This window comes from Mucilaginibacter sp. P1_A3 (genome assembly GCF_056406855.1).
Genome location: NZ_JBFTZJ010000001.1, coordinates 1007840 through 1033787, shown reverse-complemented (window position 1 = coordinate 1033787; position 25948 = coordinate 1007840). Strand labels below are relative to the sequence as shown.

At 42.4% G+C, this 25948-nt stretch carries 21 protein-coding genes; 2 read left to right on the top strand and 19 right to left on the bottom strand.

Annotated elements, in window-relative coordinates; translation table 11 throughout:
- Nucleotides 1–4 precede the first annotated feature (4 nt).
- From AC1D0K_RS04165 to AC1D0K_RS04080, 18 genes are all read right to left on the bottom strand, one after another.
- Nucleotides 5–3373, bottom strand: coding sequence for a TonB-dependent receptor (locus AC1D0K_RS04165; RefSeq protein ID WP_477396543.1), 3369 nt, complete (start codon nt 3371–3373; stop codon nt 5–7).
- Nucleotides 3374–3561: 188 nt separating this feature from the next.
- Nucleotides 3562–4653 (bottom strand): FecR family protein, encoded by a 1092-nt coding sequence (locus AC1D0K_RS04160; RefSeq protein WP_477442574.1) that lies wholly within the window; start codon nt 4651–4653, stop codon nt 3562–3564.
- A 114-nt stretch (nt 4654–4767) separates the two neighbouring features.
- Nucleotides 4768–5301 (bottom strand): RNA polymerase sigma-70 factor, encoded by a 534-nt coding sequence (locus tag AC1D0K_RS04155; protein WP_477399973.1) that lies wholly within the window; start codon nt 5299–5301, stop codon nt 4768–4770.
- Nucleotides 5302–5612: 311 nt separating this feature from the next.
- Nucleotides 5613–6386, bottom strand: a complete 774-nt coding sequence (locus AC1D0K_RS04150) for an HAD-IIA family hydrolase (RefSeq protein ID WP_295715430.1) — start codon at nt 6384–6386, stop codon at nt 5613–5615.
- Nucleotides 6387–7160: 774 nt separating this feature from the next.
- The gene (locus AC1D0K_RS04145) at nt 7161–7964 is read right to left on the bottom strand and encodes a (Fe-S)-binding protein (RefSeq protein WP_295715428.1); all 804 of its coding nucleotides are present in this window, start codon (nt 7962–7964) and stop codon (nt 7161–7163) included.
- A 69-nt stretch (nt 7965–8033) separates the two neighbouring features.
- On the bottom strand, nt 8034–9329 hold the full coding sequence (locus AC1D0K_RS04140) for a 4Fe-4S dicluster domain-containing protein (RefSeq protein ID WP_477394756.1): 1296 nt from the start codon (nt 9327–9329) through the stop codon (nt 8034–8036).
- Between the two features lie 21 nt (nt 9330–9350).
- A complete protein-coding gene (locus AC1D0K_RS04135) occupies nt 9351–10211 on the bottom strand; it encodes an SDR family oxidoreductase (RefSeq protein WP_477440375.1) in 861 nt (286 codons plus the stop codon).
- 58 nt (nt 10212–10269) lie between these two features.
- Nucleotides 10270–11043 carry an enoyl-CoA hydratase/isomerase family protein gene (locus AC1D0K_RS04130; RefSeq protein WP_477394754.1) on the bottom strand — a complete coding sequence of 258 codons (774 nt, stop codon included), beginning with the start codon at nt 11041–11043 and terminating at the stop codon, nt 10270–10272.
- A gap of 35 nt (nt 11044–11078) precedes the next feature.
- Nucleotides 11079–12890, bottom strand: coding sequence for an AMP-dependent synthetase/ligase (locus AC1D0K_RS04125; protein ID WP_477462999.1), 1812 nt, complete (start codon nt 12888–12890; stop codon nt 11079–11081).
- A 32-nt stretch (nt 12891–12922) separates the two neighbouring features.
- A complete protein-coding gene (locus AC1D0K_RS04120; protein WP_477394750.1) occupies nt 12923–14716 on the bottom strand; it encodes an acyl-CoA dehydrogenase family protein in 1794 nt (597 codons plus the stop codon).
- A gap of 26 nt (nt 14717–14742) precedes the next feature.
- Entirely contained in the window at nt 14743–15921 is a 1179-nt protein-coding gene (locus AC1D0K_RS04115; protein WP_477394748.1) for an acetyl-CoA C-acyltransferase, read from the bottom strand.
- A 15-nt stretch (nt 15922–15936) separates the two neighbouring features.
- Entirely contained in the window at nt 15937–18309 is a 2373-nt protein-coding gene (locus tag AC1D0K_RS04110; RefSeq protein WP_477394746.1) for a 3-hydroxyacyl-CoA dehydrogenase NAD-binding domain-containing protein, read from the bottom strand.
- A 44-nt stretch (nt 18310–18353) separates the two neighbouring features.
- Nucleotides 18354–18812: a DUF2147 domain-containing protein gene (locus AC1D0K_RS04105; protein WP_477394744.1), complete on the bottom strand. Its 459-nt coding sequence runs from the start codon at nt 18810–18812 to the stop codon at nt 18354–18356.
- A 224-nt stretch (nt 18813–19036) separates the two neighbouring features.
- Nucleotides 19037–19303 carry an acyl-CoA-binding protein gene (locus AC1D0K_RS04100; protein ID WP_477394742.1) on the bottom strand — a complete coding sequence of 89 codons (267 nt, stop codon included), beginning with the start codon at nt 19301–19303 and terminating at the stop codon, nt 19037–19039.
- Nucleotides 19304–19337: 34 nt separating this feature from the next.
- Entirely contained in the window at nt 19338–19787 is a 450-nt protein-coding gene (locus AC1D0K_RS04095; RefSeq protein WP_477394740.1) for an acyl-CoA thioesterase, read from the bottom strand.
- Nucleotides 19788–19794: 7 nt separating this feature from the next.
- Nucleotides 19795–20772 (bottom strand): electron transfer flavoprotein subunit alpha/FixB family protein, encoded by a 978-nt coding sequence (locus tag AC1D0K_RS04090; RefSeq protein WP_477394738.1) that lies wholly within the window; start codon nt 20770–20772, stop codon nt 19795–19797.
- A 46-nt stretch (nt 20773–20818) separates the two neighbouring features.
- Complete coding sequence (locus AC1D0K_RS04085) at nt 20819–21562, bottom strand: electron transfer flavoprotein subunit beta/FixA family protein (protein WP_477394736.1); 744 nt, start codon at nt 21560–21562, stop codon at nt 20819–20821.
- Between the two features lie 193 nt (nt 21563–21755).
- Nucleotides 21756–22640, bottom strand: a complete 885-nt coding sequence (locus AC1D0K_RS04080) for a helix-turn-helix domain-containing protein (RefSeq protein ID WP_295715401.1) — start codon at nt 22638–22640, stop codon at nt 21756–21758.
- Nucleotides 22641–22797: 157 nt separating this feature from the next.
- On the opposite strand from AC1D0K_RS04080, the gene AC1D0K_RS04075 reads away from it, so the two are divergent.
- Nucleotides 22798–24021, top strand: a complete 1224-nt coding sequence (locus AC1D0K_RS04075; RefSeq protein ID WP_477394734.1) for an OmpP1/FadL family transporter — start codon at nt 22798–22800, stop codon at nt 24019–24021.
- Nucleotides 24022–24040: 19 nt separating this feature from the next.
- Nucleotides 24041–25369 (top strand): G-D-S-L family lipolytic protein, encoded by a 1329-nt coding sequence (locus AC1D0K_RS04070; RefSeq protein WP_477442727.1) that lies wholly within the window; start codon nt 24041–24043, stop codon nt 25367–25369.
- Between the two features lie 160 nt (nt 25370–25529).
- On the opposite strand, the gene AC1D0K_RS04065 is transcribed toward AC1D0K_RS04070, so the two are convergent.
- On the bottom strand, nt 25530–25802 hold the full coding sequence (locus AC1D0K_RS04065; protein WP_295715394.1) for a CHC2 zinc finger domain-containing protein: 273 nt from the start codon (nt 25800–25802) through the stop codon (nt 25530–25532).
- Between the last annotated feature and the right edge of the window lie 146 nt (nt 25803–25948).

Here is a 25948-nt window from a genome sequence, read left to right as displayed (position 1 = left end):
GATCTTACAGTTTAACAGTTAAACCAAATGTGATTGTCCTAACAGATGGGTACTGGGCCACATCAACTCCTCTTTGCAGGTTACCATTAGTATAACCAAGCTCTGGCGTGTAGCCTTTGTATTTGGTTATATAAAATAAATTTTGCCCTGACGCATAAAGCCTCACGCCTTTAAGTGCTGCCTTTTTAGTCCAGCTAACAGGCAGGTTATAACCCAACGTAGCATTTTTAAGGCTTACATAATTACCACTTTCAACAAACAGGTCTGATGTACGGTAGTTATTGTTTGTAGGATCGAGCGATAACCTTGGGATAGAATTGCTTGTACCCGGGCCTGTCCAACGTTTTAAATCTTCGGCATACAGGTTAAACGGATAAGTTGGGTCTAAGCCCTGCATCCTATCGGCATTGTAAAGGCTTACACCAAATACACCTGTAAAGTTTAAAGCCAGGTCAAAACCCTTGTATGATAAACTTCCCTGTAAACCCGCTGTAACGTTAGGATTAGGGCTACCCAATGCTGTACGGTCACTACCATCAATGACCCCATCGCCATTCAAATCGCGGAAGCGTACGTCGCCCGGACGGATATTAGCTTTGTTAGGATCATTTTTTAGTCCCGGGTCGGCGTCAATGTCTGCCTGGGTTTGATACAAGCCATTGGTTTTCCATCCGTAGAAAGACGCAATTGGCTGCCCCTGGTAGGTTCTTGAAATTTCCTGGTTTGAACGGCCGTAAAACGTCGAAGGGATATAAGTACCCACACCATTAAGCTGCGTTACTTTGTTTTTTATGAACGATGCATTTGCGCCAAATGAATATTTCAACTTGTTGCCACCCTGGTAATTAATATCAACCTCGATACCTTTATTATTCATGGTGCCTATATTTTGATCGGGGATAGCTACCGAGCCGTAAGTGCTTACCAGCGACGGGTGGATGAGCATATCCTTGGTGTTTTTATTAAACCAGGTAATGGTTGTATTTAACTGATTATTTAAAAAACCGGCATCGAGCGTAATATTGGTCATGGCAGCACGCTCCCAGGTAATATCCTGATTTGCTACCGTGGCAACCGCCGCACCGCTTACGCCTGTACCACCAAAGGTATAACCGTTATTTTCATAAGTGCTGCCTATTGTAATAAGGCTCAAATACTGATAAGGCCTCACATTTTGGTTACCCAATTCGCCGTAGCCACCGGTTAGTTTAAGATTGCTTATCCAGCTGATATTTTTGATAAATTCCTCATTAGATAATCTCCATCCTACAGAAAACGCAGGGAAGTAGCCCCATTGTTTGCCTGGAAGGAATTTTGATGAACCATCTGCACGGAAAGTAAGCGTAGCTAAAAACCGGCTATCGAAATCATAGAACAACCTTGCAAAACCCGATTGAAGGGAAGTTGGCTGAACCAGTATGTTGGAGTTATATTGCAGATTTCCCGTGTTAAGTACCCTTTGATCAATGCTGGTATCGTTATAACCAACACGTGAGGCATTAAATCCAAAATCATTAAAGTTTTGGTATGAGTAACCACCGGTAAAGGTCACATGGCTTTTGCCAAACACCTTATCATAAGTAAGGAATGACTCCAACAGTTGTGAAGAAACTTCCTCTTCTGATTGGGTTAATGTAGATGTTGGATTTTGCCTTGCCTGGTTAACATCGGCTAGGTTAAAATTATAATTGCGGATCAATGAACCATCAAAAGCGTAGTTTACCCTTAACTTCAGTTCCTTCAAAAAAGTAATTTCGGCAAAGGCATTGGCGAGGGCACGGTATTTTTTGGTGTATTTGTCAGTTTCCTGTATGGTTGCATAAGGACTGTTGATATCGCCTAACTGGTTACCAAATGCCTTTGATGTGCCATACGTACCATCTGGGTTAACCAATGGGATAGCCGGGTTAAAGCGTAAAGCCGAGAATATTAAACCAGTTTGCGAATCGTTATTATTGAAACCATTTTGGTTTCCGTACGATAACTGGATGTTTTCGCCCAGTTTTAACCACGACGTAATTTTATGCTCGGAGTTGATGCGGGTGCTGTAACGTTTAAAGTTACTTTTATCAATGATCCCGTCCTCGTTATAAATAGCGCTTGAAAAGTAGTAGTTTGATTGCTCGTTACCTCCGTTGATGCTTACATCTCCATTGGTTACATGGCCGGTTCCCATAATGGCGCGTTGCCAGTCTGTTCTTTGGGTAGCGTAATACGTATCATTCCAGGGGGCGCCTATTGTAGCACCGTCATTAGTATAACGCTCCCTTTTCAATTTATACAAATCGGGGGCGGTTAATACATCAATGTATTTGGTTGAATTTGAAAAACCGTTGTAAAAGTTAACCGATGTGGCCAGTTTTTGGTTATATGTACCTCTTTTGGTAGTAACCAATACCACACCATTTGCAGCACGGGTACCGTATATTGCACTTGATGACGCATCTTTCAAGATATCGACAGACGCAATATCATTTGGGTTGATATCGCTCAAAGCGTCGGGATTGCTGGTTGGCACACCATCAATTACGATCAGCGGATTGGCATCATTAATAGTACCTGTACCACGGATACGGATACTTGGAGCTGCACCTGGTGAGCCGTCGTTACGAACGATATTTACGCCGCTGGCACGGCCATCCAAAGCCTGTGCGGCAGAAGCTACCGGCAGGTTTTGAATATCGGCCCCTTTAACGCTGGCCACTGCGCCGGTTACATCTATCTTTTTACTGGTACCATAACCAACTACCACAACCTCGGTTAAGGCCGATGGCAGTGCGGTAAGGGTAATAGCCAAAGGCTGATCTCCGTTTATAGTTACAATCTTTTTTTCATAGCCGATATAGCTGATCTCCAGTACACCTTTGTCGGGAGCGTTAATCACAAAATTACCGTTAATATCGGTAGTGGTGCCCAGGTTGGTACCCTGCAACCTGATGTTTACACCAATTAGCGGTTCGCCTTTGTTATCAACAACTTTTCCTTTAACAATAAGCTGGATGTTACCGTCTTCGGGAGTTGAGATAATAACTACATGGCCATCGGTCATTTTGTAGGGTAGTTTATTATCAATAAGCGCACCTAATACCTGCTCAATTGTTGCATTTTGCACATCAAGATCAACCTTGCCCAATTTTTTAAGGGACGCGTAGTTGTAAAAAAAGCGGTAATCGCTTTGTTTTTGAATTTTGGTAAGTATACTACTTACATCTGTTTGCTTAATGCTGAGTGTGAATTTCTGTTGCGAATATACATTGGCCGAAACCTGCATACAAGTAACCAGAATTAGAAAGAATACTGCTTTCATTAGCAAAATAACTTTAAGGCATACGGGGGCAAATGGACTTGCAAATGCCCTTCTTGTTTTTTTCATTACATTTGTTTTGAAAATTAATGGATAGAGTAAGCGCCTTCATAACACACTTACTCTTAATAATAAATCCCAGATTTTTGCGGGGAAGAGGTGCAACTCTTCCCTTGTTTATTTATGGGTTTTCAGGAATCTGATAAGTAAATGTTTCTCTTCATGTTTCGTAATTAAGTTAGTATTAGTTGGGGTATTTATTTTTTAAGCTTATAGGCCAGGTAAACAGTATTGCCTTCAATTTTTGATTGAAATGGCATAATCTGTTTTAGGATCAATAGCGCACTTTCCAGGGTTTCGTTTTTCAGCACACCGCTGATCTGTTCCTTTTTAAGTGCTTCATCTTCAAATACGATGTGCACATCATATTTGCGTTCCATTTGCCGGGCAACATCTTCAAAATCATTATTAACAAACATGATTTTGTTCTCTGTCCAGGCATTTTCCTGGTAAATGTCATTACTAATATTGGGCAGTGTAGCCACTTCATATTTTATTTTTGCCACATCCACCTTAATTGCCGGGTGATTAGCCATTGGTAACGGGTTATTTATAGTGAGCTTTTCATGAGGCGATAAAATGATCTTCTTTTCAGGGTCGTCTGTTAACTCTACCTGCACCTTACCTTTCAATAAGGTAGTTTCGGTTGATTTATCATCCCGGTAAGCTTTTACATTAAACACAGTGCCTAAAACCTTTACAGTAAACCCGGCGGTGTGTACTAAAAATGGTTTCTTAGCATTTTTGGTCACTTCAAAAAAACCTTCTCCTTCTAAATTTACTTCCCGTTGCGCATTTGAAAAAACAGATGGATAGGTAAAATGGCTGCCGGCATTAAGTTTAACTTTGGTGCCATCTGCTAGGGTAACCTGCATCATTTTACCAAAAGGTACATCTACTCTTTTTATGGTAACTTCAGCAACCTGCCGGCCCACCTGTTGTTTGTAATAAAACAAAAAGCTTAGCAAAGCAAACACCGTTACCGCCGCTGCCGAACCTATCCATTTCCAATAATTGAACGATCTTATATTATCATTTAATGTTTCAGTTGCTGATCCTTCTGCACTTTTGATTTTAACCCACAGCTCATCAAGCTTGTTGTTTATCGCCGTTACCTCTAAAATAGCATCATCCTTATTAATTGTGCTGGTTAAAGCATCCGTTACATGCTGTATCTTTTTATATCCCGGATACTGTTTTAAAAATAGTTCGAGTTCTTTTAATTCATCTTTACTGGCCGACCCATCCATGCTTTTGGCCATCAGCTCAATAAACCTTGATTTTCCCATAGTTTAGTTAATCTGATATAAAGACACCAAACAATTAAGATTTTCCTAAAAGATTTTGAAATAAAATTAAAATTTGTTTTACCAAGGTTTGTGCACGGTAAATTTGGAAGAAACTTAGCTGAGGACGCTTTCGAGTTTTTTAAGCGCGATGGATAATTGGGCAAACACCGTTTTGTTTGATAGGTCAAGGATAGATGCTACTTCGTTGCAGCTAAGCCCATCTTCTTTTACCATTTTAAAAATGAGTTTGCAGCGGGGGGGAAGGCAGTTAACAGCACTGATGATTTCGGCATGAAGTTCCTTACTGATAAGTAATTGTGCCGGATCTGCATTGAGGTGAAAGTAAAATGATTCGGCAATATTTAGTTCCCTGACTGTTCTGGACGAATTGCTGCGGATATGATTAAGGCAAGCATTTTTTACAACAACATATAAATATACCTGTGGGTTCCTGATTTTATCCAGCGTGCTGCGGTTGAGCCAGATCTTCACGAACACGTCGTTCACAATTTCCTCGCTGGCTTCATTATCGTCCAGAAAAGAATTAGCGAACTGACAAAGCTTAACTACCTGTGCTTTGTAAAGCTCGTTAAATGCCGACTCATCGTTATTAAATCGGATTAAGTGAACAAGCTCATGTATATTCAAAGTGACAGCCAATTAAAAACAATTTCTTGTAATGCATTACCTAGAGGCGCGCAGTAAATGTAAAGAAATTATTACATACGATAAATGATAATAGAGGATCACAGGGAATCCCTTAAAAAAAACGCCACGTCATGCCGAATTTATTTCGGCATCCCACATTCATTGAGCACGGGATAGGTCTGCAGCAGGTAAGTTGGTGACCTGGCAGGCGTGATTGTCCTGTGAGATGCCGAAATAAATTCGGCATGACGTCCGCGTTTTAATTTCGAACTCCTCAGGCTAATATAAAGCCACTATAAATTTAAAATAGTTTACCACCATTTTAAAGGGAAAACTATCTTATCAACCGAACTCGCAATCATATCGGGTTTAAAGGCATAGTTGCCCAACGTTTCTTTACTTGATATGCCAGACAGTACTAAAATAGTTTTATAGCCCATTTGAACACCACCCTGTATATCCGTTTCCATGGTATCACCAATCACCGTTGTTTCTGCGGTTTCCAAACCCAGGAATTTGCGGGCTGATCTCATCATTACCGGGCTTGGTTTACCGGTTACAAATGCTTTGCGGCCGGTTGCTTCTTCAATCATGGCGGTTGTTGCCGCGATACCCAAATTGTTCCATCCCGGTTTTTTAGGAGAAGGGTCTCTGTTGGTTGTGATAAACTTTGCACCGGCAAGTATCATATCAACAGCCCGCTGCACCATTTCAAGCGTGAAATTACGGCCCTCGCCCAAAACCACAAATTCCGGATCCGAGTCGACAAGAGTGATGCCGTTTTCATGCAGGCTGGTTAATAAACCGCCTTCGCCCAATACGTAAGCTGTACCATTTGGGCTTTGGTCGCCAAGAAACTTTCCGGTTGCCATAGCGCTGGTATATACATGTTTGGTTTCTACAGTTATGCCCATTCTTTTTAATTTACGCACCACCTCCAGGCTTGTACGCTGGCTGTTATTGGTCATAAAAGCAAATGGTATATTATTATCTATAAGGTGCTTAATGAATTTATCGGCTCCTGAAATCAGCTCTTCACCGCTGTAGATCACGCCATCCATATCAATTAAAAGTCCTTGTTTCATATTTTTGGTTTTAATAGTCGATTTATGCCTGCAAGATTACGTTGTAAATCAATAACATCAAATCCTTATTAAAAATAAACCTGCAGGAGATTTTTAGGCCTGCATAACAGCTATGACGTGATTTATAGAAGCTTTACAATTGCGAGTTTTACTATCCGGAGGACACTGAAAGGAAAATGACGTTTGAAAAGTTTGTCATCCTGAGTTGTAAAATCTGGTGGCCTCTGAAGGAGAAAATAACGTAACAAAAAAGGCTGTCATCCTGAGCCTGTCGAAGGATAGCGGGCAAAGGCCTCTCCGCGCGAGTCTTCGACAGGCTCAGACTGACAGGTCCACACGCCTCAAAATTCAATACGTCATGGGTAGGAACGAAGGATCTATTCGCAGACTGTACAGGTCGAAGAAGTATAGCGGAGAATAGATCCTTCAAATCGTTCAGGACGACAAAAGCTTTTTTAGTAAATACGTCATGGGTAGGTACGAAGCAATATTCAAGCTGTAAAGAGGGGACCTACAAGGTCGATCTACCTATGTAGAGATTGCTTCGTACCTACCCATGACAAGTTGCAGAATCCCAGACTTACGAAGTTTTAAAAACTTCGTAAGTCTTTCGCCGTTTGTCATTTTCTCCTTCAAAGGCCACCGGATTTTACAACTCGCAATGAGGTGTGGTTATATGTGATTCATTACAAGTTAATTAAATTTAGGCAGCCCCGAAGACTGACTTTGTATATGACTAAAGATATTTATTGCTTTGAGTATAACGTTGAAGCCTTACAAGCCATTCGCCCTAACGGTTAATTCGGCAACATCAAGTACCTGTATTGCCTGTTCTTTTTCTTTGAGTTTAACGCCATCGCTAAGCATGGTCATACAGAAAGGGCAGGCCGACGCAACAATTTGAGCGTTGGCGTTTATTGCATCCTCAATTCTTTCGGCATTTATTTCTTTGTTTCCTTTTTCTGGCTCTTTAAACATCTGGGCGCCGCCTGCACCGCAGCATAGGCCGTTGCTTTTGCAGCGTTTCATTTCAACAAGTTCGGCATCCAGCATCTCCAGGGCTGCGCGAGGGGCCTCATAAACATTATTAGCACGGCCCAAATAGCATGGGTCATGAAAGGTGATTTTTTTGCCTTTAAAGCTTTCACCGCCTTCGGCTTTTAATTTTCCCTCATCAATCAGTTGCTGAATAAGTTGTGTATGATGAATTACTTCATAACTACCACCCAAGCCGGGATATTCATTTTTAATGGTGTTAAAACAATGAGGGCAACCTGTTACTATCTTTTTTACGGCGTAGGCATTCAATACCTCAATATTGGTCATGGCCTGCATCTGGAACAGGAACTCATTACCGGCACGCTTAGCAGGATCGCCTGTGCAGCTTTCTTCGGTACCCAGCACGGCATAGCTGATGCCAACATGTTGCAAAATCTTACAGATATCGCGTGTTATTTTTTGCGCCCGCTCATCAAAGCTTCCGGCACAGCCAACCCAGAATAATAATTCAGGTTCTTTGCCTTCGGCAGCCATTTGCGCCATTGTAGGTATCTTTAGTTCGGATTTCGGATCTTCCATTTCGGATTTATTATTTTCCCAGGGCATAACCTTGGATTTATTTCATGAAGGCAAGCTTAAAACCGCCTGCTATTTCTCTGCCCAATTCAATCTATCGGCCTGGCTATATTTCCAGGGAGCGCCGTTATTTTCAACATTGCCAAACATACCATTCAGGCTGGCTGGGGCCTGTGATTCTTCCATCACAATGTAGCGTCGCATTTCGGTAATAATGTTCAGTGGGTCGATGTTTACCGGGCAAGCATCTGTACAGGCATTACAGGTGGTGCATGCCCATAACTCTTCCCTGCTGATGTAATCATCAAGCAATGATTTGTTGTCATTATGATCTTTGCCAAACTTATCAATATTATTACCCACCTCTGTGATACGATCGCGGGTATCCATCATGATTTTACGGGGCGATAGCAATTTGCCCGTGATATTGGCCGGGCAAACACTTGTACATCTGCCGCACTCGGTACAGGTGTAAGCATCCATCAGGTTTTTCCAGGTAAGGTCGGTTACATCCTTAGCACCAAAACGACCGGGAGCTGTAGCCTCCGGAACAAAAGACGGATCAAGCATGGCTTTTACCTCGTTGGTAACAGAAGCCATATTGCTGAATTGCCCTTTAGGCGTAAGTTTTGAATAGTACGTATTTGGAAATGCCAGCAGGATATGAAAATGCTTGGAATAGGGCAGGTAATTTAAAAATGCCAAAATGCCCGTGATATGAAACCACCAGCACCCGCGTTCAATCATTTCCAATGCTGTTGCCTGGTTGGGCAACAATGGGGCGATAAAACTGCTTGCCGGGAAACTGCCCGCTTTTAGATAATGGCCAACGTGAAGGGCCTGTAATTTGTAATCGGCAGCGTTCATGGTTAAAAAAGCAACCATGAGCGATATTTCTATGAGGAGGATATAGTTGGCATCCGATTTTGGCCATGCGGTCATTTCTTTACCGCTGAAACGCTTTAGGTGCACAATATTTCTTCTGGCTAAAAAAACAACACAGGCAACAAGTACTAACACAGCCAGTACTTCAAACCCGCCAATCAGGAATCCGTATAAACTTCCCAACGGCTTTGAAAATATCCTATGCGAACCAAAGAGACCATCAATCATAATCTCCAATACCTCGATATTAATGATCACGAAGCCTACATAAATAAATATATGCATTACCGCGGCTAAGGGGCGTTTTACCATTTTGCTTTGCCCAAGGGCCACCTTGGCCATGGTTTTCCAGCGTTCGGCCGGGTTGTCGTTGCGGTCGGTATCGCGGCCCAACAGGATATTGCGTCTTATTTTACCCGCGTTTTTGGTGAACAGGTAAACAGCGGCAGCAAGAATGATAATAAATATTATTTGTGCAATCATTACTAAAAGTTTATTGACAGATTAGCTGCTTTTGGGATGCCTTGTTAATTGTTCAATGCTATCCCACATATCATTAGTTACCATTTCCAGGCCATTAAACTGACCGGCACCCTGTAGCCATTCGCCGCCATCAATGGTTATTACGTCGCCGTTAATATAGCCAGAAAAATCTGAGATCAAATATGCGGCAAGATTTGCAATTTCCTGGTGTTTCCCTACTCTTTTAAGTGGTACCCTGTTTTTAAAATCAAATTTTTGTGCCATTTCGCCGGGCAACAGGCGTTCCCATGCGCCCTTGGTAGGGAATGGGCCGGGGGCAATGGCATTTGTACGGATCTGGTGCCGTCCCCATTCTGCTGCTAATGACCTGGTCATGGCCAATACGCCGCCCTTTGCACAGGCAGATGGCACTACGTAAGCAGAACCTGTAAAGGCATAGGTGGTAATGATATTGAGAATATTGCCTGCCATTTTTTCTTTTATCCAATACTTACCCAGGGCCAGTGAACAGTTAACAGAGCCTTTAAGTACAATATCAATAATGGTTGAAAACGCGTTGGCGGATAGCCGTTCTGTAGGTGATATAAAGTTGCCTGCAGCATTGTTTACCAGCGCGTTAACACTACCAAAGCTTTCAATAGCCTGTGTAAGCATATTTTCTACTTCATCATAGTTGCGTACGTCGCAGGCTAATGCCAATACCTTGCCGCCGGTTTCGGCCTCCATTTCTTTAGCTGTTTGTTGCAGCACATCCAACTTGCGGCTTGTAATTATCAAATTGGCCCCCAACTTTAAAAAGTAAGTACCCATAGCTTTACCAAGCCCCGTACCGCCACCCGTTATAATAATGGTTTTGTTTTTAAATGCATTTGCCTTCAACATCCCTTCTTCTTCATCGGGATGGTTCAAAAAGTCATTATTGCCAGGTGCTTGCATATAATTATTTGCTTTTAACAGGGTTCACCAATTTATCAATTATTTTTTGCAGCGTTAAGCGTGTTTCTGGCGCCCACCATTGCTGTAGCATCCTGTTTAAGGCAGCGCTTTGATCAACCTGTAGCTTTTCAGAAAGCTCTTTCCTGAAATTCATTTTGCTTTGGCTCCAGGTAGCGGGGTTCAATTTCATGTATGCCCGTACTTTTTTTTCTGCCGATGCTAATACATCTTCAGCGGCACAAACCTCGTCAATTAATCCATCTTTAAGGGCGTCTTCAACAGCCAGCAATTTACCCTCCAACAGGCATTGGTAAGCCTTGCGGCTACCTAACCAGAATGCATAGAGGTGAAATACGGTATCAGGTACTATGATGCCTATGGGAATCTCATTTAAACCAATAATGTATTGGCCGGAGGCCATAACCCGGTAATCGCTGCATAGGGCTATGATACAGCCGCCTGCGGGGCTATGCCCTGTTATTGCGGTTACAAAGGGCTTTTTAAAGTTTATCAAAACCGTTTGCATCAACATAAAACTGGTCCAGAAATCTTTACTCTGTTCTTCGTTATAATTGTATACCTCCATTAAATCGATACCGGCAGAAAAGAAACCTTCTTTGCCGGTGATGATTAGTCCTGCTATGTTATCGTTTGCGTCAATATCCTTTACTGATGATATCAGTTCTGTGATCATTTCTGTATTTATGGGGTTGGATCGGCCCCTATCTAACGTGATGATGGCAAGGTTATCCCGAATAGTTAACTGAAGTGTATTCATTTACATGGGTTATAAAAAGAATAGGGAAGTGAAAATTAATGAGTAACAGCTGGATTGTCAATGTCGCTGGTATACATTTTTTCTATTTCCTTATCGTATTTTTCTAAAATAGCGCGGCGTTTCATTTTACCGGTGGGGGTAAGTTCCCCGCCATCAATGGTCCATTCGTGTTGAATCAAAGTGAATTTTTTAACTTGTTCAACATGGTTGAACTCCGTGTTTAATGATTCTATAATTGATTGAAATAATGCAATTACCGTGGCATTAGTCACAATTTCATTATTGGAAGAAATATCGAGCTTGTTTTGAGTGCACCATAATTTAAGATTAGGAAAGGAGGGTACAATTAAGGCCGATGTAAATTTCCTGTCGGCGCCAATCACCATCATTTGCTCAATAAATGGGCTCTCCTTCATGCGGTTTTCAATGGGGCCCGGGGCAACATATTTACCACCTGATGTTTTAAAGATCTCTTTCTTCCTGTCGGTAATTTTCAGGAAACCTTCTTTATCCAGTACGCCAATATCCCCGGTATGAAACCAGCCATCTTCCAGCACCTCGGCAGTAAGTTCGGGGTTTTTGTAATAGCCTACCATTACACTTGGTCCTTTAGTGAGTATTTCTCCATCGCTGGCAATTTTAACCTGCACATCTTTTATCAAGGGCCCAACTGTACCAAATTTTCTGTGAGCAAGGTCATATCGGTTAACGGAAATTACCGGGGAGGTTTCTGTAAGGCCGTAGCCCTCTAAAATAACCATGTTAGCGGCGGTAAATATTCGCTCCAATCTAACGGGGCATGCTGAACTACCTACAACTATCGCCTTTATATTGCCGCCTATCGCTTTGCGCCATTTACTGTAAACAAGCTTATCGGCAATGGCTAATTGCAGTTTATACCAGGGGCTTTTACCGGTAAGCTCAAACCCCTCTGCAATTACAATTGACCATAAAAAGATTCTCCTTTTTATGCCTGTAAGTTTTTGCCCTTCAATGATAATTTTTTCAAATACTTTTTCCAATAAGCGGGGTACTGCTGTAAAAATATAAGGCTTTACCTCCTTCATATTAAAACCAATAGTCTCCATACTTTCGGCATAATAAATAGAGAAACCGTAAAAGAGATAAATATAGGTACACATTTTTTCGAAAATATGGTTAAGCGGTAAAAAGCTTAACGCGCGTTTATTTTCTAAAGGGATTTGGTCTAGTACATCGCCCGATCCGGTTACGTTATTTACAATGTTTTTGTGGCTAAGCATTACGCCCTTGGGCCGGCCCGTGGTGCCCGAGGTGAAAATGATGGTAGTTACATCATCTTCCTTAATTGTGGCGCTTATTGCATTTACTTTGTCTTTGTCGGCGTTCGTAATGGGTTTAAGCAGTTGTTTCCAGCTTTTACAGTCTTTTAAATCATTAAAAGAAAAAACGGATTTTAAGGATGGCACATGATCAATTACGGTATTTACCTTGCCGCAAAGATCGGCATCACTTACAAAAATGCACTTAACCTCTGCTTCAATTAAAATTAGCTCAATTTCCTTTAAGCTGCTGTTGGGGTAAAGAGGTACCAGTATGGCGCCTATTAACTGAACTGCCAAATCAACTATGACCCACTCGGGTCTGCCGTTACTGATCAGGCCAACCTTATCCCTGCCTACCGTGGTACCATCACCGGCTGATATGCCCATCCCGAGAAGAGCCACAGCTAATTGATAGATTTTTTCATGCACCTCGGTTGTACTATAGGAAACCCATACACCGTTTTCCTTGGCGTTTAACAGGTCGGCTTTAGGATTTTGGGCCTGTGTGCTTATACAATCAAACAATCTTGCTACATTCTTCATATAACCTGTTTTAAAATATTAAATGAGCCCGGTTAGAAGCAATATTTATTTTGTTCAATCAGTTTTGCCGCAATTCTTCTGCGGGCAGCGGTGGTGTTAATATCCTCCGTTTTGGTAAAGCGTTTTAGGCCGGTCATCATCATCCTTCGTTCATCGCCTTCGGCAAAAGCATTCAATGCTTCTTTACCTGCTTTAAATATTTTATCACCGGCATCCCTTATATAAACCTGCATCATATCAATCTGATCCTTAACAGCATCTTCACCACGCTGGCCGGCTAATTTTTCTACCCTCAGCTGAATTGATTCGCTGGCATAGGTTTCAATAACCATATCGGCAATATTCATCAAAACTTCCTGCTCTTTGGCAAGGTTGGCCATCAGTTTTTGAACTGCTGCACCCGCTACCAGTAAAATTGCCTTTTTAAAGTTTGATACATACTTTTTTTCTTTGGTGAAAAGATCTTCCTCAACAATATTAAAATCAGGAATGCTCATTAATTCGGTAGCAACTGTTTGCGCCGGTCCCATTAAATCAAGCTCGCCTTTCATGGCGCGCTTTAATATCATATCTACTGTTAAGATACGGTTAATTTCGTTAGTACCCTCAAATATGCGGTTAATGCGGCTGTCGCGATAAGCCCTGTCCATTGGTGCTTCTGCACTGTAACCCATACCTCCGTAAATCTGTACGCCTTCATCCACAATATAATCAAGCGCTTCTGATGCATGTACCTTTATAATTGCCGCTTCAATAGCAAATAGTTCGGTGCCTTTAAGCTTGGCTTGTGATGCATCCATGCCATGTTCAATTAGGTTATGTGTGGCATCTTCAATGTTCTGACTTGCCCTGTACATAGCAGATTCGGCAGCGTATGCGCGGATAACTTGCTCACCTAATTTATAACGGATTGCGCCATATTTTGCAATAGGGCGACCAAATTGCTCACGCTCGTTGGCATACTTAACAGAACTTGTTATAACAGATTTGGAAGCTCCCAAAGCGGCCCCGCCTAATTTTATACGACCAAGGTTTAGAATATTTACCGCTATCTTGAAGCCGTTACCCCGTTCCGAAAGTAGGTTTTCTACAGGTACTTTACAATCATTGAAAAATACCTGGCGGGTTGAGCTGCCCTTAATGCCCATTTTGTGCTCTTCGGGGTTAAGGGATAAGCCCTCAAAACCTTTTTCAACAATAAAGGCGCTCAGATTTTCGTCATTGTCAATTTTGGCAAAAACGGTGAATACATCTGCAAAGCCCGCATTGGTGATCCACATTTTTTGCCCGTTGATGAAGTAATGTTTACCATCGGCAGATAGTGTGGCGCGCGTTTTGCCCGAGTTTGCATCTGAACCCGCACCCGGTTCGGTAAGGCAATAGGCGCCTTTCCATTCGCCGGTAGCCAGTTTAGGAATGTATTTGTTTTTTTGTTCGTCGTTACCGTAATATAGTATAGGCAATGTACCAATACCCGTATGGGCCATAACCGCTACCGAAAATGATGCCCCCGGACCGGTTTTTTCGCTGATAAGCATGGCTGTGGTAAAATCTTTACCAAAACCGCCATATTCTTCGGGGATGGAAACACCCAGGATGCCCAAATCGCCGGCTTCGTTAACTAAACGAATCATCAGCCCTTCTTCCTGTAAATCTATACGATCAAGCACCGGAACAACTTTTTGTTCCACAAAGTCCTGGCAGGTTTGGGCTATCATCAGCTGCTCTTCATCCCAGTTTTCAGGAATAAACACATCTTCAGCATTTGTTTCTCTTACCAAGAACTCACCACCTTTTAAATGCTTGTTTTCTGTTGCTGTGCTCATAATTGTATGTATTTAATGTTTTTATCTTAATTTAATAATTCAAATATTCCTGCGGCACCTTGTCCGGTACCAACGCACATGGTAACCATGCCGTATTTTTTATCCCGTTGTTTCAACTCATCAAACAGCTGTACCGAAAGTTTGGCACCGCTGCATCCCAGCGGGTGACCCAATGCTATAGCGCCACCGTTAACATTTACAATATCAGGATTTAAGCCCAGCCCCTTTATTACTGCTAATGATTGCGATGCAAAAGCCTCGTTCAGTTCAAAAAGGTCTATTTCATCTTGTTTTAGGCCCGCCTTTTTTAATACTGCGGGAATAGCATACAAGGGGCCAATACCCATAATTCGTGGTGGAACGCCAACAACGGAATAGTTTACCAAACGGGCAATAGGTGTAAGGTTGTTTGCTTTCATAAAACGCTCGCTTACCACCATCACAAAGGCGGCACCATCACTGGTTTGTGATGAATTACCCGCAGTTACCAGCCCTTTGGCGTCAAACACAGGTTTAAGTTTTGCCAATGCTTCTATGGATGTATCGGCACGCGGCCCTTCGTCTGTATCTATTATAGATGATCTTGTTTTTCTTTTTCCAGTTTCGTCAACATAGTTTTCAGATACATTAACCGGAACAATCTGATTTTTAAATTTCCCCCCTGCAATAGCACTGATAGCCTTTTGATGCGATTGATAGGAAAACTGGTCCTGCTCATCGCGGTTAATGTTATATTCTCTGGCAACAGCTTCGGCGGTTAATCCCATACCCCAGTAATAATCGGGGTGTACTATGGCAACATCGGCATTGGGTACAATACGCCACCCACCCATGGGTAACAGGCTCATGCTTTCTACACCGCCGGCTATAATGCAATCGGCTATGCCAGCATGTATCTTTGCCGAGGCAATGGCAATAGTTTCTAATCCCGAAGCGCAATACCGGTTCACTGTCATCCCTGGAACTTTATCGGTATCCAATGCCATCAGCGAGATCAGGCGGGCTACATTTAAACCCTGTTCGGCCTCGGGGGTGGCGTTGCCTACAATCACATCTTCAATTTGCTCTTTATCCACATTGGGTACAGATGCCACCAGTTGCTTAATTACTTCGGCAGCAAGAGTGTCTGGTCGGGTAAACCTAAAACCGCCACGGCTTGCTTTTCCAACTGCACTGCGGGATGCTGCTACTATATATGCGTTCATTTTGTTGTGTTTAAATTAGTTTCTTAATGCTTTTCCGCCGGTTAAAATGGATTGTATCCGCTCTAATGTTTTGCGCTCGGTACAGAGTGACAAAAAGGCTTCGCGTTCCAGGTTCAATAAATACTCTTCACTTACCAATGTTGGCTGCGATAGATCAGCACCTGCAAGTACGTAGGCCAGTTTTTGTGATATTTTAACATCATGCTCGCTGATATAATTACCGCTAAACATCGTATTTGCACCTACATAAGCCAGTCCAAGCGCCTGTTTACCCAATACCCTGATATCCTTGCGCTGGACCGGTTGTACATAGCCTTCATTGGCCATTACCAGGCACTGCTTTTTGGCTTCGGATAACAGCCTGTTGCGGGATACAACAACCATGTCCCGTCCTTTTTTAAGATAACCCAGCTCAAAAGCTTCCTGTGCTGAGGCGGACACTTTAGCCTGGCCAATGGTCAGGAACCTGTCCCGGAAATTGTTTAGTTCGATGTCGCCATCCTGCAATTCGTCACTTAAACGCAGGGCAAACTCTTTGGTACCACCACCACCGGGAATCAGGCCAACTCCAAATTCAACCAAACCCATATAAAGCTCGGCATGCGCTACCACCTTATCGGCATGTAAACACAGCTCACAGCTGCCTCCCAAGGCCATTTGATGGGGAGCTGCTACAACAGGGATAGACGAATACCGGATACGCATCATTGTGTTTTGAAATGCTTTGATCACCATATTCAATTCATCAAATTCCTGCTCTACGGCCATCATAAATATCATTCCCACGTTGGCCCCGGCACTGAAATTTCCACCTTCGTTGGAGATAACCAGCCCTTTATAACTTTGCTCGGCAAGGGTAATGGCTTTGTTAATGCCTTCTATCACTTCGCCGCCAATGGTATTCATTTTGGTATGAAATTCCAGGTTAATGATGCCATCGCCAAGATCGGTAATGGTAGTGCCGCTGTTTTTCCAGATGGTATTTGCCGCGCGGATATTATCCAGCAGGATAAAATCTTCGGTACCGGGAATTACCTGGTATGCTTTGGATTTGATATCATAATAAAGGCGTTTGCCATCCTGTATTTTATAAAAGCTTGCTACGCCGCTTTGCAGCATATCATAAACCCATTGTGCAGGTTTGTGGCCCCCGGCTTCCATCGCTTTAACAGTGGTTTCAACACCCAGTGCATCCCATTTTTCAAACGGACCTGTTTCCCAGCCGAAGCCGGCATTCATAGCGGCGTCTATTTTATATAGTTCATCAGAAATTTCGGGGATACGATTGCTGGAATAGGCAAACAGCTGATAAAATATGGCACGGTAAAAATCGCCGGCCTTGTCTTTAGCGGCAAAAAGTATCTTCATCCGCTCTTTTAAATTATCAACCGTTTTGGTTGTTTCAAGCGATGGGAATTTTACCTTTTTAGATGGCTCGTATTCAAGCGATTTTAGGTTGAGCGTGTAAAATACGTTGGCGCCGTTAATTTTTTCTTTTTTATAAAAGCCTTGTCCGCTTTTGCTGCCCAGCCAGTTGTTGGCCACCATTTTGGTTACAAACTCCGGAATCTGGAACAGATCTTTAGCTTCATCATTGGGAACGCCCTGGCTTAAGCCGTTTGCCACATGCACCATGGTATCCAGGCCTACCACATCACTGGTACGGAAAGTGGCCGATTTAGGATGACCTATTACCGGGCCGGTAAGTTTATCAACTTCTTCAATGGAGATGCCGGTTTTTTCTGCATAATGCAATATGCTCATGATGCTGAACACCCCGATACGATTGCCGATAAATGCAGGCGTATCTTTTGCTAATACCGTTGTTTTGCCTAAGTATTTTTCGCCGTAATGCAATAAAAAATCAACAACTTCGGGCAAGGTATCACTGGTAGGTATCACCTCCAACAATTTCAAATACCGGGGCGGGTTAAAGAAATGGCTGCCGCAAAAATGCTTTTTAAAATCGTCACTTCGTCCTTCGGCCATTAAGTGAATAGGGATGCCCGATGTGTTGGAAGTGATGAGGGTGCCGGGTTTACGGTATTTCTCTACATTCTCGAATACTTTTTGCTTAATATCAAGCCGCTCAACCACCACCTCAATTACCCAGTCGCAGCCGGCGATTTTGGGCATATCATCATCAAAATTTCCGGTGCTGATATTTTTAGCCACGGCCTTCGAATAAACGGGAGAGGGGTTTGATTTTAAAGCTGCCGCCAGCGCATCATTTACCAGCCTATTTCTTGATTTGGCATCGGCATCTTTTGGTACAATATCCAATAGCAGTACTTCCAGGCCAATGTTTGCAAAATGGCAAGCTATACGGCTGCCCATCACACCCGAACCCAATACAGCTACTTTTTTTATAATTCGTTTAGCACTCATGTGTTTATGCTTGTATTAATGTAGATAGATCTTTTTATTATAATTTATTCTGCTCTTTCCCAGGTGGTGGTACGCCCAAATAGCGAGATGCCGATATAACCCCTTATATCAAGCGTTTTACCTTTATGGGTAATTTTGCAGCTATAAGTTTTACCGTTGTTAGGGTCATAAATTTTACCGTTTGTGTATTTATCATCACCATCTTTTTCAAAGCCCGTTAATACAGGCAGGCCAAGCCTGGGCCGGGTGCGCAATTTTTCGTCGCTGTTAAGCTCATCAACTTTGGGCTTGCCGTTTTTTAATGGTTCTTTAAGCCAAACCACCTTGCCATAAAATTTGCCATCCTTTTCTTTCGTTATCTGTATTTTGGCACTTTTAACATCATTATACCACAAGCCTTCAATTTTGTCTTTTTCGCTCTGCGCTTTGGTTACAAACCCTGCGGATACTACGGTGAGCATTATTAATACTAACCTGGTGAGATGTTTTTTACAAACTGACATTGTTTTAGGGTTATAGCCATGTGATTAAATAATTCTAAAAAGCACCTGCATGAAGCTCTCTGCAACCTGGCAGTAATCAAATGCATCTTAACAGAAAACTTAACCACCTGAGCGGTGAATAATTTATAATTGGTTTATGTTAACAAATATCCTATTAAGTAAGGGATTCTATAGGGCCATATGGCGGAAACATTTGTCAAAATTTCGGTTGTTTTAATTGCAGTTTACGCCGGGCGTTTTAGCTGTTCAATTAGATCAATGTAATCAGTCATCGCGGTATCGGGCGTTATTCCTGTTAACCTTTTCCATGCTTCATACTTAGCCTTATTTACAAAATCAAACATGTTTGGTACAGGTGTGTCTGGGCTTATGTCACCGTCGGTAGCCTGCTTGTATAAGCTGTATAATTTAAGCAACGTTTCATTATCGGGCCGTTTGGTTAGTTCCTTGCTTTCTTTAACGGCTGTTTCAAAGTTTTCTTTCAAACTCATGGGTGTAATTTTATGGTTAGTTAATTGAGGGCTATTATTCTTTTGGTTTGGGGAAGTCTTCAACATAATCGCTGCTCCGGGGCGAGTGCATAAATAGGCTGCTTAACTCAACAGGTAATATGGTTAACTTTCGTTTCTCCATATCAATCCAGGCACCTTCGGTAATAATTACGGCAGCTTTGATACCATCACCACGATACAAGTCATGCCTGATGGTCCAGCGAGATCCATCTGCCCTTGAGCGGGTAATTTCACAGCTTACAGTAACATAATCGCCCAGCGCTATTTCGCGCAGGTAAAATAGCTCTTCCCTGAAAAGCACCGGGCCTATTTTGAATCCAAAAAGTTTTATGGGATTTAAGCCTACTTTTTCGAGCATATTCAACCTGGCCTGTGCGGCAAGATCGGCATAAGCCGAATGCCTCATGTGCTGGTTGGCATCTATCTGTGACCATAGTACCTGGCCTTCATAAAAAACGTGCATACTACTATTAATGATGTTGTTCTTTAAACTTTTTTACGGCTGCTGTCAGCTTCGGCAAAACCGCCATAGCATCGCCTACAACACCATAATTAGCAGCTTTAAAAAACGGAGCTTCGGGATCTGAGTTAATTACAACAATGGTTTTTGAACCATTAACCCCTGCCAGGTGTTGTATGGCGCCAGATATACCTACGGCTATATAAAGATCAGGGCGTATGGTTCCCCCGGTTTGCCCCACATGCTCATGATGAGGACGCCAATGTGTATCGGCTACCGGGCGTGAGCATGCCGTTGCAGCACCAAGTTCTTTTGCAAGGTCCTCTATCAGCCCCCAGTTTTCGGGGCCTTTCATGCCACGGCCGCCAGATACCACAAGGGTAGCATCAGCAAGCGCTATTTCGCCTGTAACTTTATTTACGGCGGTTACCTTAATTCCAAAATCCTTTTCGCCAAAGCTGATGTCCTTTTTTTCTATCGTTGCCTTACCTTCAGTTTTACTAAGCTGGAAGGTATTAGGCATCAGCATAATTATTTTTACCTCGCTCAGTACATTAACCCAGGCAAAGGCCTTGCCCGAAAAAACAGACTTTTTAATAGCGAACCCTTTATCAAGGTTGGGATAGGAGAGCGCTCCGGCTACCATGCCGGCCTTTAGTTGTGCCGCAACCCTTGGCGCAACGGCGCGGCCATTAATATCATAAAGTGTTATAATGATCTTGCTATCCTCTGCGCGGGCAATATTTACCAAAGCGGTAGTATAAGCCCGGGCGTGAAGCTCATCAAGGCGGCTATCGGAAATATGAATCACCTTGCTGGCTCCATAGTTTCCTAACGTCTCTATTTCTGCATCGGCTATGCTTCCTAAAACAACGGCCGTTACGGTAGTGGCTGTTTGTTGTGCAATTTGGGCAGCATACTGTACAGCTTCAAAGCTTTTCTTTTTTATATTTCCCCCGGTATGTTCTACCAATACAATTACAGACATGTGTTTTAATTTAGTTTGATGTTTTTACAGTACTAATAACTATTTATTAAATCGACTTGGCTTCGGTATGCAGTAAGGCTACCAGTTCGTCCATATTATCTGCGCTTACCAATTTTACGCCTGCTTTGGCAGGTGGTAATTCGTATGATAGTATAGCAGTCAGAGGAGTTACGGCTGATGGAGCAATCACTTTTAACGGGCGTGTGCGTGCAGCCATGATGCCCCGCATATTGGGTATGCGTGCTTCGGCTACTCCTTTCTGGCAGGCAATTACAACCGGGAGGTTGCAGCTATCGGTTTCTTCACCGCCCTCAATTTCACGATTTACTACGGCCACATTACCTTCAATTTTTACACTTGTGGCAAAACCTATGTAATCCATATCAAGCAGTTCGGCAAGCAAGACGCCTGTAGTACCATTGTTATAGTCTATTGACTCTTTACCGCAAAATACCAGGTCGTACCCCGCATTTTTAGCGTAATCGGCAATATAAACTGCGGTTTGGTATTGGTCGATACTTTCGGCATCAATCCTGATAGCCTCATCACCTCCCAATGCGAGTGCTTTGCGTATTACCGGCTCAACATCAGCTTTGCCAACAGTTACCAGGTGGATCTCAGTAGCAATCCCGCTTTCCTTTAACTCAATAGCACGAACCAGTGCGTACCACTCATCATAGGGGTTGAGTATATAGGTAGTGCCCTGGCTATTAATGGCCGTGTCATTATCTTTTAATATTATTTTGGTGGTAGTATCGGGCACCTGGCTAATGTATACTAATATCTTCATATAGGTTATTATGTTAAATCTGGTAAAATTTACAAGGCTTTACCGGCCCCCTGTTATTTTGATAGCAAGCGCCATCCGGTTATATAATCAGGGGGTAAAATTAGAAGTGAAGGCTACTGCCGCAAAGGGCGGCAGTACGGAGATATTAGTCAAAAAGTCGGAAAGAAGAATATTGGCTAAAGTATGGCTTTAACTAACGGGGAATAGCCATCCGGTAATCTGAAGGTGATAAGCCGGTTTGTTTTTTGAAATATTTGCCAAAAGATGATTGATCCGGAAAATGAATTACATACGCGATATTAGCTATACTGATTTCCTGGTTCCTTAACAAAACTTTAGCTTCAAGAATCACGGCGTCGTCTATCCATTCGCCTGCAGTTCGGCCGGTTACATCTTTTATGGTTTCGGTAAGGTGTTTTGATGATACACATAAAGCATCGGCATAATATTGCACGTTACGGTGCTCTTTATAATGATGAAATACTAAATCCTGGAAAAGTACATTCAACTCCTGCTTACGGTTTAGTTTTCCTTTAACCATCACATGCTGTTTTTCATAAATAGATCCTACTTCATATAATAGTGTAATAAGGATACTCCTGGAAATCTCCATCCGGTAGGGGTGATCCTGCCTGTCGAGTTTTTGCTGAAGCAGGACATAAATTTCAAGCAGCATTTTAGCATCCTCATGATCGGGATAGATTACCGGCAGGGATGCACTTTTAAAATAGCTGAAAGATTCAAGGAAATGACTATTTACATTATTTTCTATGAGGAAGGCTTTTGAAAAAACAATAAATCTGCACAAAAAATCGGGACTGCTTTGGTATATCCTTAATACATGAAAAGGGGTAGCCAGTAGCATGGCATCAGGTTTAGCTTCGTAAACCTGCAGGTTTACCTCTACTAGCGCGGTTCCGCGCGTACAGATACCTATAATATAACCATCTGAGCGGTAAGGGTATTCACTAAGGGAGAGGAGTTGTTTTTCGTCTGTAATAAAAAAATCAGGGCCTACCAGCTTGTCCGCATACAGGTCCGCAAACTTTGATAAACTGAGTTGTCCTATCTTCTTCATTTTAAAGCTTAAAAAGGTTTAAATATTTCATAACCGACTTTTTGACTAATATCTCCGCATTATAGCCCTTTTTTTGATTGTTTAACGAAGTAATTTTAATTTTTAATAAACAATAGGCGCAATCCCAAACTGCGGCCTAAATTATACCAATTATATTATGAGAAAACTATTACTCTTAGCGTTCGCGTTATTACCGGTTCTGGCGTTCGCCCAGGGATTTCAGGTTAACCTTGAAGGTCAGAAACAGATCGGGATGGGGCACACTGGCACCGGGGTGGTGCAAGATGGAGCTTCTGTATTTTTTAACCCCGGCGCGGTTGTTATGTTGCCCGGTAATTACATCCAGGCCGGAATAAGCCCGCTTGTATTTAAATCCGTTTTTAACCCAAATGGTACATCGGCTCAGTACCACACCACCAACAAGGTTGCCACTCCATTTAGCGTTTACGCTGCGGTAGGCCCAAAATCATCCTGGTGGAAACTTGGACTGGCCGTTTATACGCCTTTTGGCGGGCTAACCGATTGGGGCCATGATTGGGCCGGGAGATATTCGCTGGAAAGCCTTAATCTTAAAGCCTTTTATTTTCAGCCTACATTGAGTGTTAAACTGGCTAATAATTTAAGTATAGGTGCAGGTTTTGTTTATAACCGCAGCACAGTTGATTTAACCCAAGCCATCCCAATATCAAATCAAAACGGGCAGGACGGACAAGCCGAGATAAAAGGAAGTGGTAACGGATACGGATGGAACGCGGGTATTTATTATAAGCCATCGGAGATGTTTACCGTAGGCTTATCTTATCGGTCAAAAATAAATACCACCATTAAAAAAGGAGACGCGATATTTACCGTACCGGCTTCCCTCCAGAGCAGTTTCCCACAGCCTAATACTTTTAGTTCCTCTTTACCTCTGCCTGCAACGGCATCAATCGGTTTTGGTATATATCCCAACAAAAAACTCATGCTGGCATTTGATGTTAATTACGTAAACTGGAGTGTTTACAAGCAACTTGCTTTTAATTATGCAACCAATACTGCTCAATTGCAGGATACTTACTCTCAGCGCAACTATAAAAACGCGGTTTCATTAAGGGCAGGCGCGCAATACAAGGCAAATAACAAATTTGATATCCGTGCCGGTGGCGGTTATGCCAGCACAGCCGTTCGTGATGGTTACGTTACCCCGGAAGCACCCGATGCTAATCGTATTTTTTTAACAACAGGTTTAGGCTATCATGCCACCAGCCACATTGATATTGACTTTAGTTTTGAATATGAGCACCTGATGTCGCGCACGCAAACCAATACTCAATCGCAACTATCAGGCACATTTAAAACCGACGTATACATCCCCGGCATTTCTCTTGCTTACCACTGGTAAATCCTAAACAACAAAACAGATGAAGACTTTTAAACAATATTGCTATCGCTACTTATTTATCCTTGGTGTATTGGGCTTTGCAGCCTGCAAGCCAGAGATTAATACCTTTAAACCATCCAAAGGATCCGCAGATTTTACACGCTATATATCCGTGGGTAATTCATTAACCGCCGGTTATGCTGATGGTGGCCTTTACCGCGAAGGACAATTAAACTCGTACCCAAGTATCATTGCCAAACAAATGTTAAGCGTAGGAGGAGGGGCATTTACGCAACCACTTTTTACCCCCGAACAGGCAAATGGCTCTGGTTATTTGAAACTGGGCGGGTTTAATGCAGATGGAACTCCTATGACTACGCCGGTAACAACAAACCTGGCTATAAGAGGTTTTTTAGCGGTACCTGGTTTCGGTAACGTTACTTTATATACCAAATATGCCGGCGAACTTAATAATTATGGAGTACCGGGCATAAAATTATTTCACATCACCTATGCCCCATACGGTAATCTAAATGGGTACTTTGAACGTTTGCTGCCCGGTAACGCACCTACAAACAATACTACGTATCTTGATTTTGTTACCGCGAAGCCTTTTACCTTTTTCTCCAACTGGCTTGGTAATAACGATGCCCTTGGATATGCAACAGCCGGTGGTGTAGGTGATGTTTTAACAGACAAAAATACCTTTGCACAGCTATATAACCTGCTTATTGGCAAGCTTACCACAGGTGGCGCAAAAGGTGTGGTGGCTACTATACCAGATGTTACTTCGGTACCTTACTTTACTACAATAACCGTGAATGCAATTTTGGCGGGGGTTAAGAAGGTCAATCCGGCTGTTACAGCAATTTATATAAACGCGCTGGTGTCTGGTACCACTTATGCGCCGCGGGCCGCTACAGCGTCTGATTTAATCATACTTACTTTTCCAACAAGTATGATTGGGACACCTGTATCAACGCCATTTGGCAACCTGCCTTACGGACTAACGCCTTATACCCCTATAGATAATAAATATGTGCTTGATCAAGCCGAAGCAGCTATGACACTTGATTATGTTAACTCTTACAATGGAACCATTAAATCTGTTGCGGCCGCAAAAGGCCTGGCTGTTTTTGATGCTTTTACTTTCCTGAATAACATAAAACAATCGGGCTTGCTTATTAATGGAGTAAGTTTAAACTCCAATTATATTAGCGGGGGCATTTTTTCGTTGGATGGGATACATTTAACGCCAAGGGGTTATGCCGTTGTGGCTAATCAGTTTATAAGCGCTATTAATAAACAATACAATGCTAATATTCCTTCGGCTGATATATCTTCATATAACAGTGTTAAATTCCCCTGATAGCAGGGCCCGATAGCCGCTTTTTAAAGCCTTTAATTAACGAGGCTGTATCATGTAAAATTGATACAGCCTCTTTTTTTATTTCATTAAAAAGGGGAGTTCTCGGATGGCCGGAGAACGTGGGCTGGAAATATAGATGATATTTAGCTACCCGCCGCCTTTAAAAAGGTTTTTGTGTGGCGATAAGGTGTATCGCTTCTTCGCGTGTTTTATTTTCTATTGCCATTACAAACTCAACGGGGCCACCACCTTTGCCGCAGCCAAAGCATTGAAATATATTTTTATCAGGAGAAACCATTAACGAGGTTGCCAGGTCCTTATGAAAGGGGCAGCGCCCTTTTAAGTGTTTGCGGCTTTCTTCAAGTAAAATATATTTAGAAATAATTTGGACAAGGTCGGCTTGAACGGGTGAAATGGAATTATCTGCAGACATAAATTAATTAAGTAGTATCCTGAATGAACAGGTGGCGAAATTACTTTTTATTGCTGGCAGGAAAGCGAATTTTTTTTAAAAAAAATAATTACGAAAACAACCGGGTAATTTATGTGATCAGTATTTATTATTTCTGTTGAAAGCAA

What these genes read in the sequence shown, in the direction of transcription:
- AC1D0K_RS04165 (WP_477396543.1), bottom strand. Translation starts at nt 3,373, where the DNA reads ATGAAAAAAACAAGAAGGGCATTTGCAAGTCCATTTGCCCCCGTATGC.
- AC1D0K_RS04160 (WP_477442574.1), bottom strand. Translation starts at nt 4,653, where the DNA reads ATGGGAAAATCAAGGTTTATTGAGCTGATGGCCAAAAGCATGGATGGG.
- AC1D0K_RS04150 (WP_295715430.1), bottom strand. Translation starts at nt 6,386, where the DNA reads ATGAAACAAGGACTTTTAATTGATATGGATGGCGTGATCTACAGCGGT.
- AC1D0K_RS04145 (WP_295715428.1), bottom strand. Translation starts at nt 7,964, where the DNA reads ATGGAAGATCCGAAATCCGAACTAAAGATACCTACAATGGCGCAAATG.
- AC1D0K_RS04140 (WP_477394756.1), bottom strand. Translation starts at nt 9,329, where the DNA reads ATGATTGCACAAATAATATTTATTATCATTCTTGCTGCCGCTGTTTAC.
- AC1D0K_RS04135 (WP_477440375.1), bottom strand. Translation starts at nt 10,211, where the DNA reads ATGTTGAAGGCAAATGCATTTAAAAACAAAACCATTATTATAACGGGT.
- AC1D0K_RS04130 (WP_477394754.1), bottom strand. Translation starts at nt 11,043, where the DNA reads ATGAATACACTTCAGTTAACTATTCGGGATAACCTTGCCATCATCACG.
- AC1D0K_RS04125 (WP_477462999.1), bottom strand. Translation starts at nt 12,890, where the DNA reads ATGAAGAATGTAGCAAGATTGTTTGATTGTATAAGCACACAGGCCCAA.
- AC1D0K_RS04120 (WP_477394750.1), bottom strand. Translation starts at nt 14,716, where the DNA reads ATGAGCACAGCAACAGAAAACAAGCATTTAAAAGGTGGTGAGTTCTTG.
- AC1D0K_RS04115 (WP_477394748.1), bottom strand. Translation starts at nt 15,921, where the DNA reads ATGAACGCATATATAGTAGCAGCATCCCGCAGTGCAGTTGGAAAAGCA.
- AC1D0K_RS04110 (WP_477394746.1), bottom strand. Translation starts at nt 18,309, where the DNA reads ATGAGTGCTAAACGAATTATAAAAAAAGTAGCTGTATTGGGTTCGGGT.
- AC1D0K_RS04105 (WP_477394744.1), bottom strand. Translation starts at nt 18,812, where the DNA reads ATGTCAGTTTGTAAAAAACATCTCACCAGGTTAGTATTAATAATGCTC.
- AC1D0K_RS04100 (WP_477394742.1), bottom strand. Translation starts at nt 19,303, where the DNA reads ATGAGTTTGAAAGAAAACTTTGAAACAGCCGTTAAAGAAAGCAAGGAA.
- AC1D0K_RS04095 (WP_477394740.1), bottom strand. Translation starts at nt 19,787, where the DNA reads ATGCACGTTTTTTATGAAGGCCAGGTACTATGGTCACAGATAGATGCC.
- AC1D0K_RS04090 (WP_477394738.1), bottom strand. Translation starts at nt 20,772, where the DNA reads ATGTCTGTAATTGTATTGGTAGAACATACCGGGGGAAATATAAAAAAG.
- AC1D0K_RS04085 (WP_477394736.1), bottom strand. Translation starts at nt 21,562, where the DNA reads ATGAAGATATTAGTATACATTAGCCAGGTGCCCGATACTACCACCAAA.
- AC1D0K_RS04080 (WP_295715401.1), bottom strand. Translation starts at nt 22,640, where the DNA reads ATGAAGAAGATAGGACAACTCAGTTTATCAAAGTTTGCGGACCTGTAT.
- AC1D0K_RS04075 (WP_477394734.1), top strand. Translation starts at nt 22,798, where the DNA reads ATGAGAAAACTATTACTCTTAGCGTTCGCGTTATTACCGGTTCTGGCG.
- AC1D0K_RS04070 (WP_477442727.1), top strand. Translation starts at nt 24,041, where the DNA reads ATGAAGACTTTTAAACAATATTGCTATCGCTACTTATTTATCCTTGGT.
- AC1D0K_RS04065 (WP_295715394.1), bottom strand. Translation starts at nt 25,802, where the DNA reads ATGTCTGCAGATAATTCCATTTCACCCGTTCAAGCCGACCTTGTCCAA.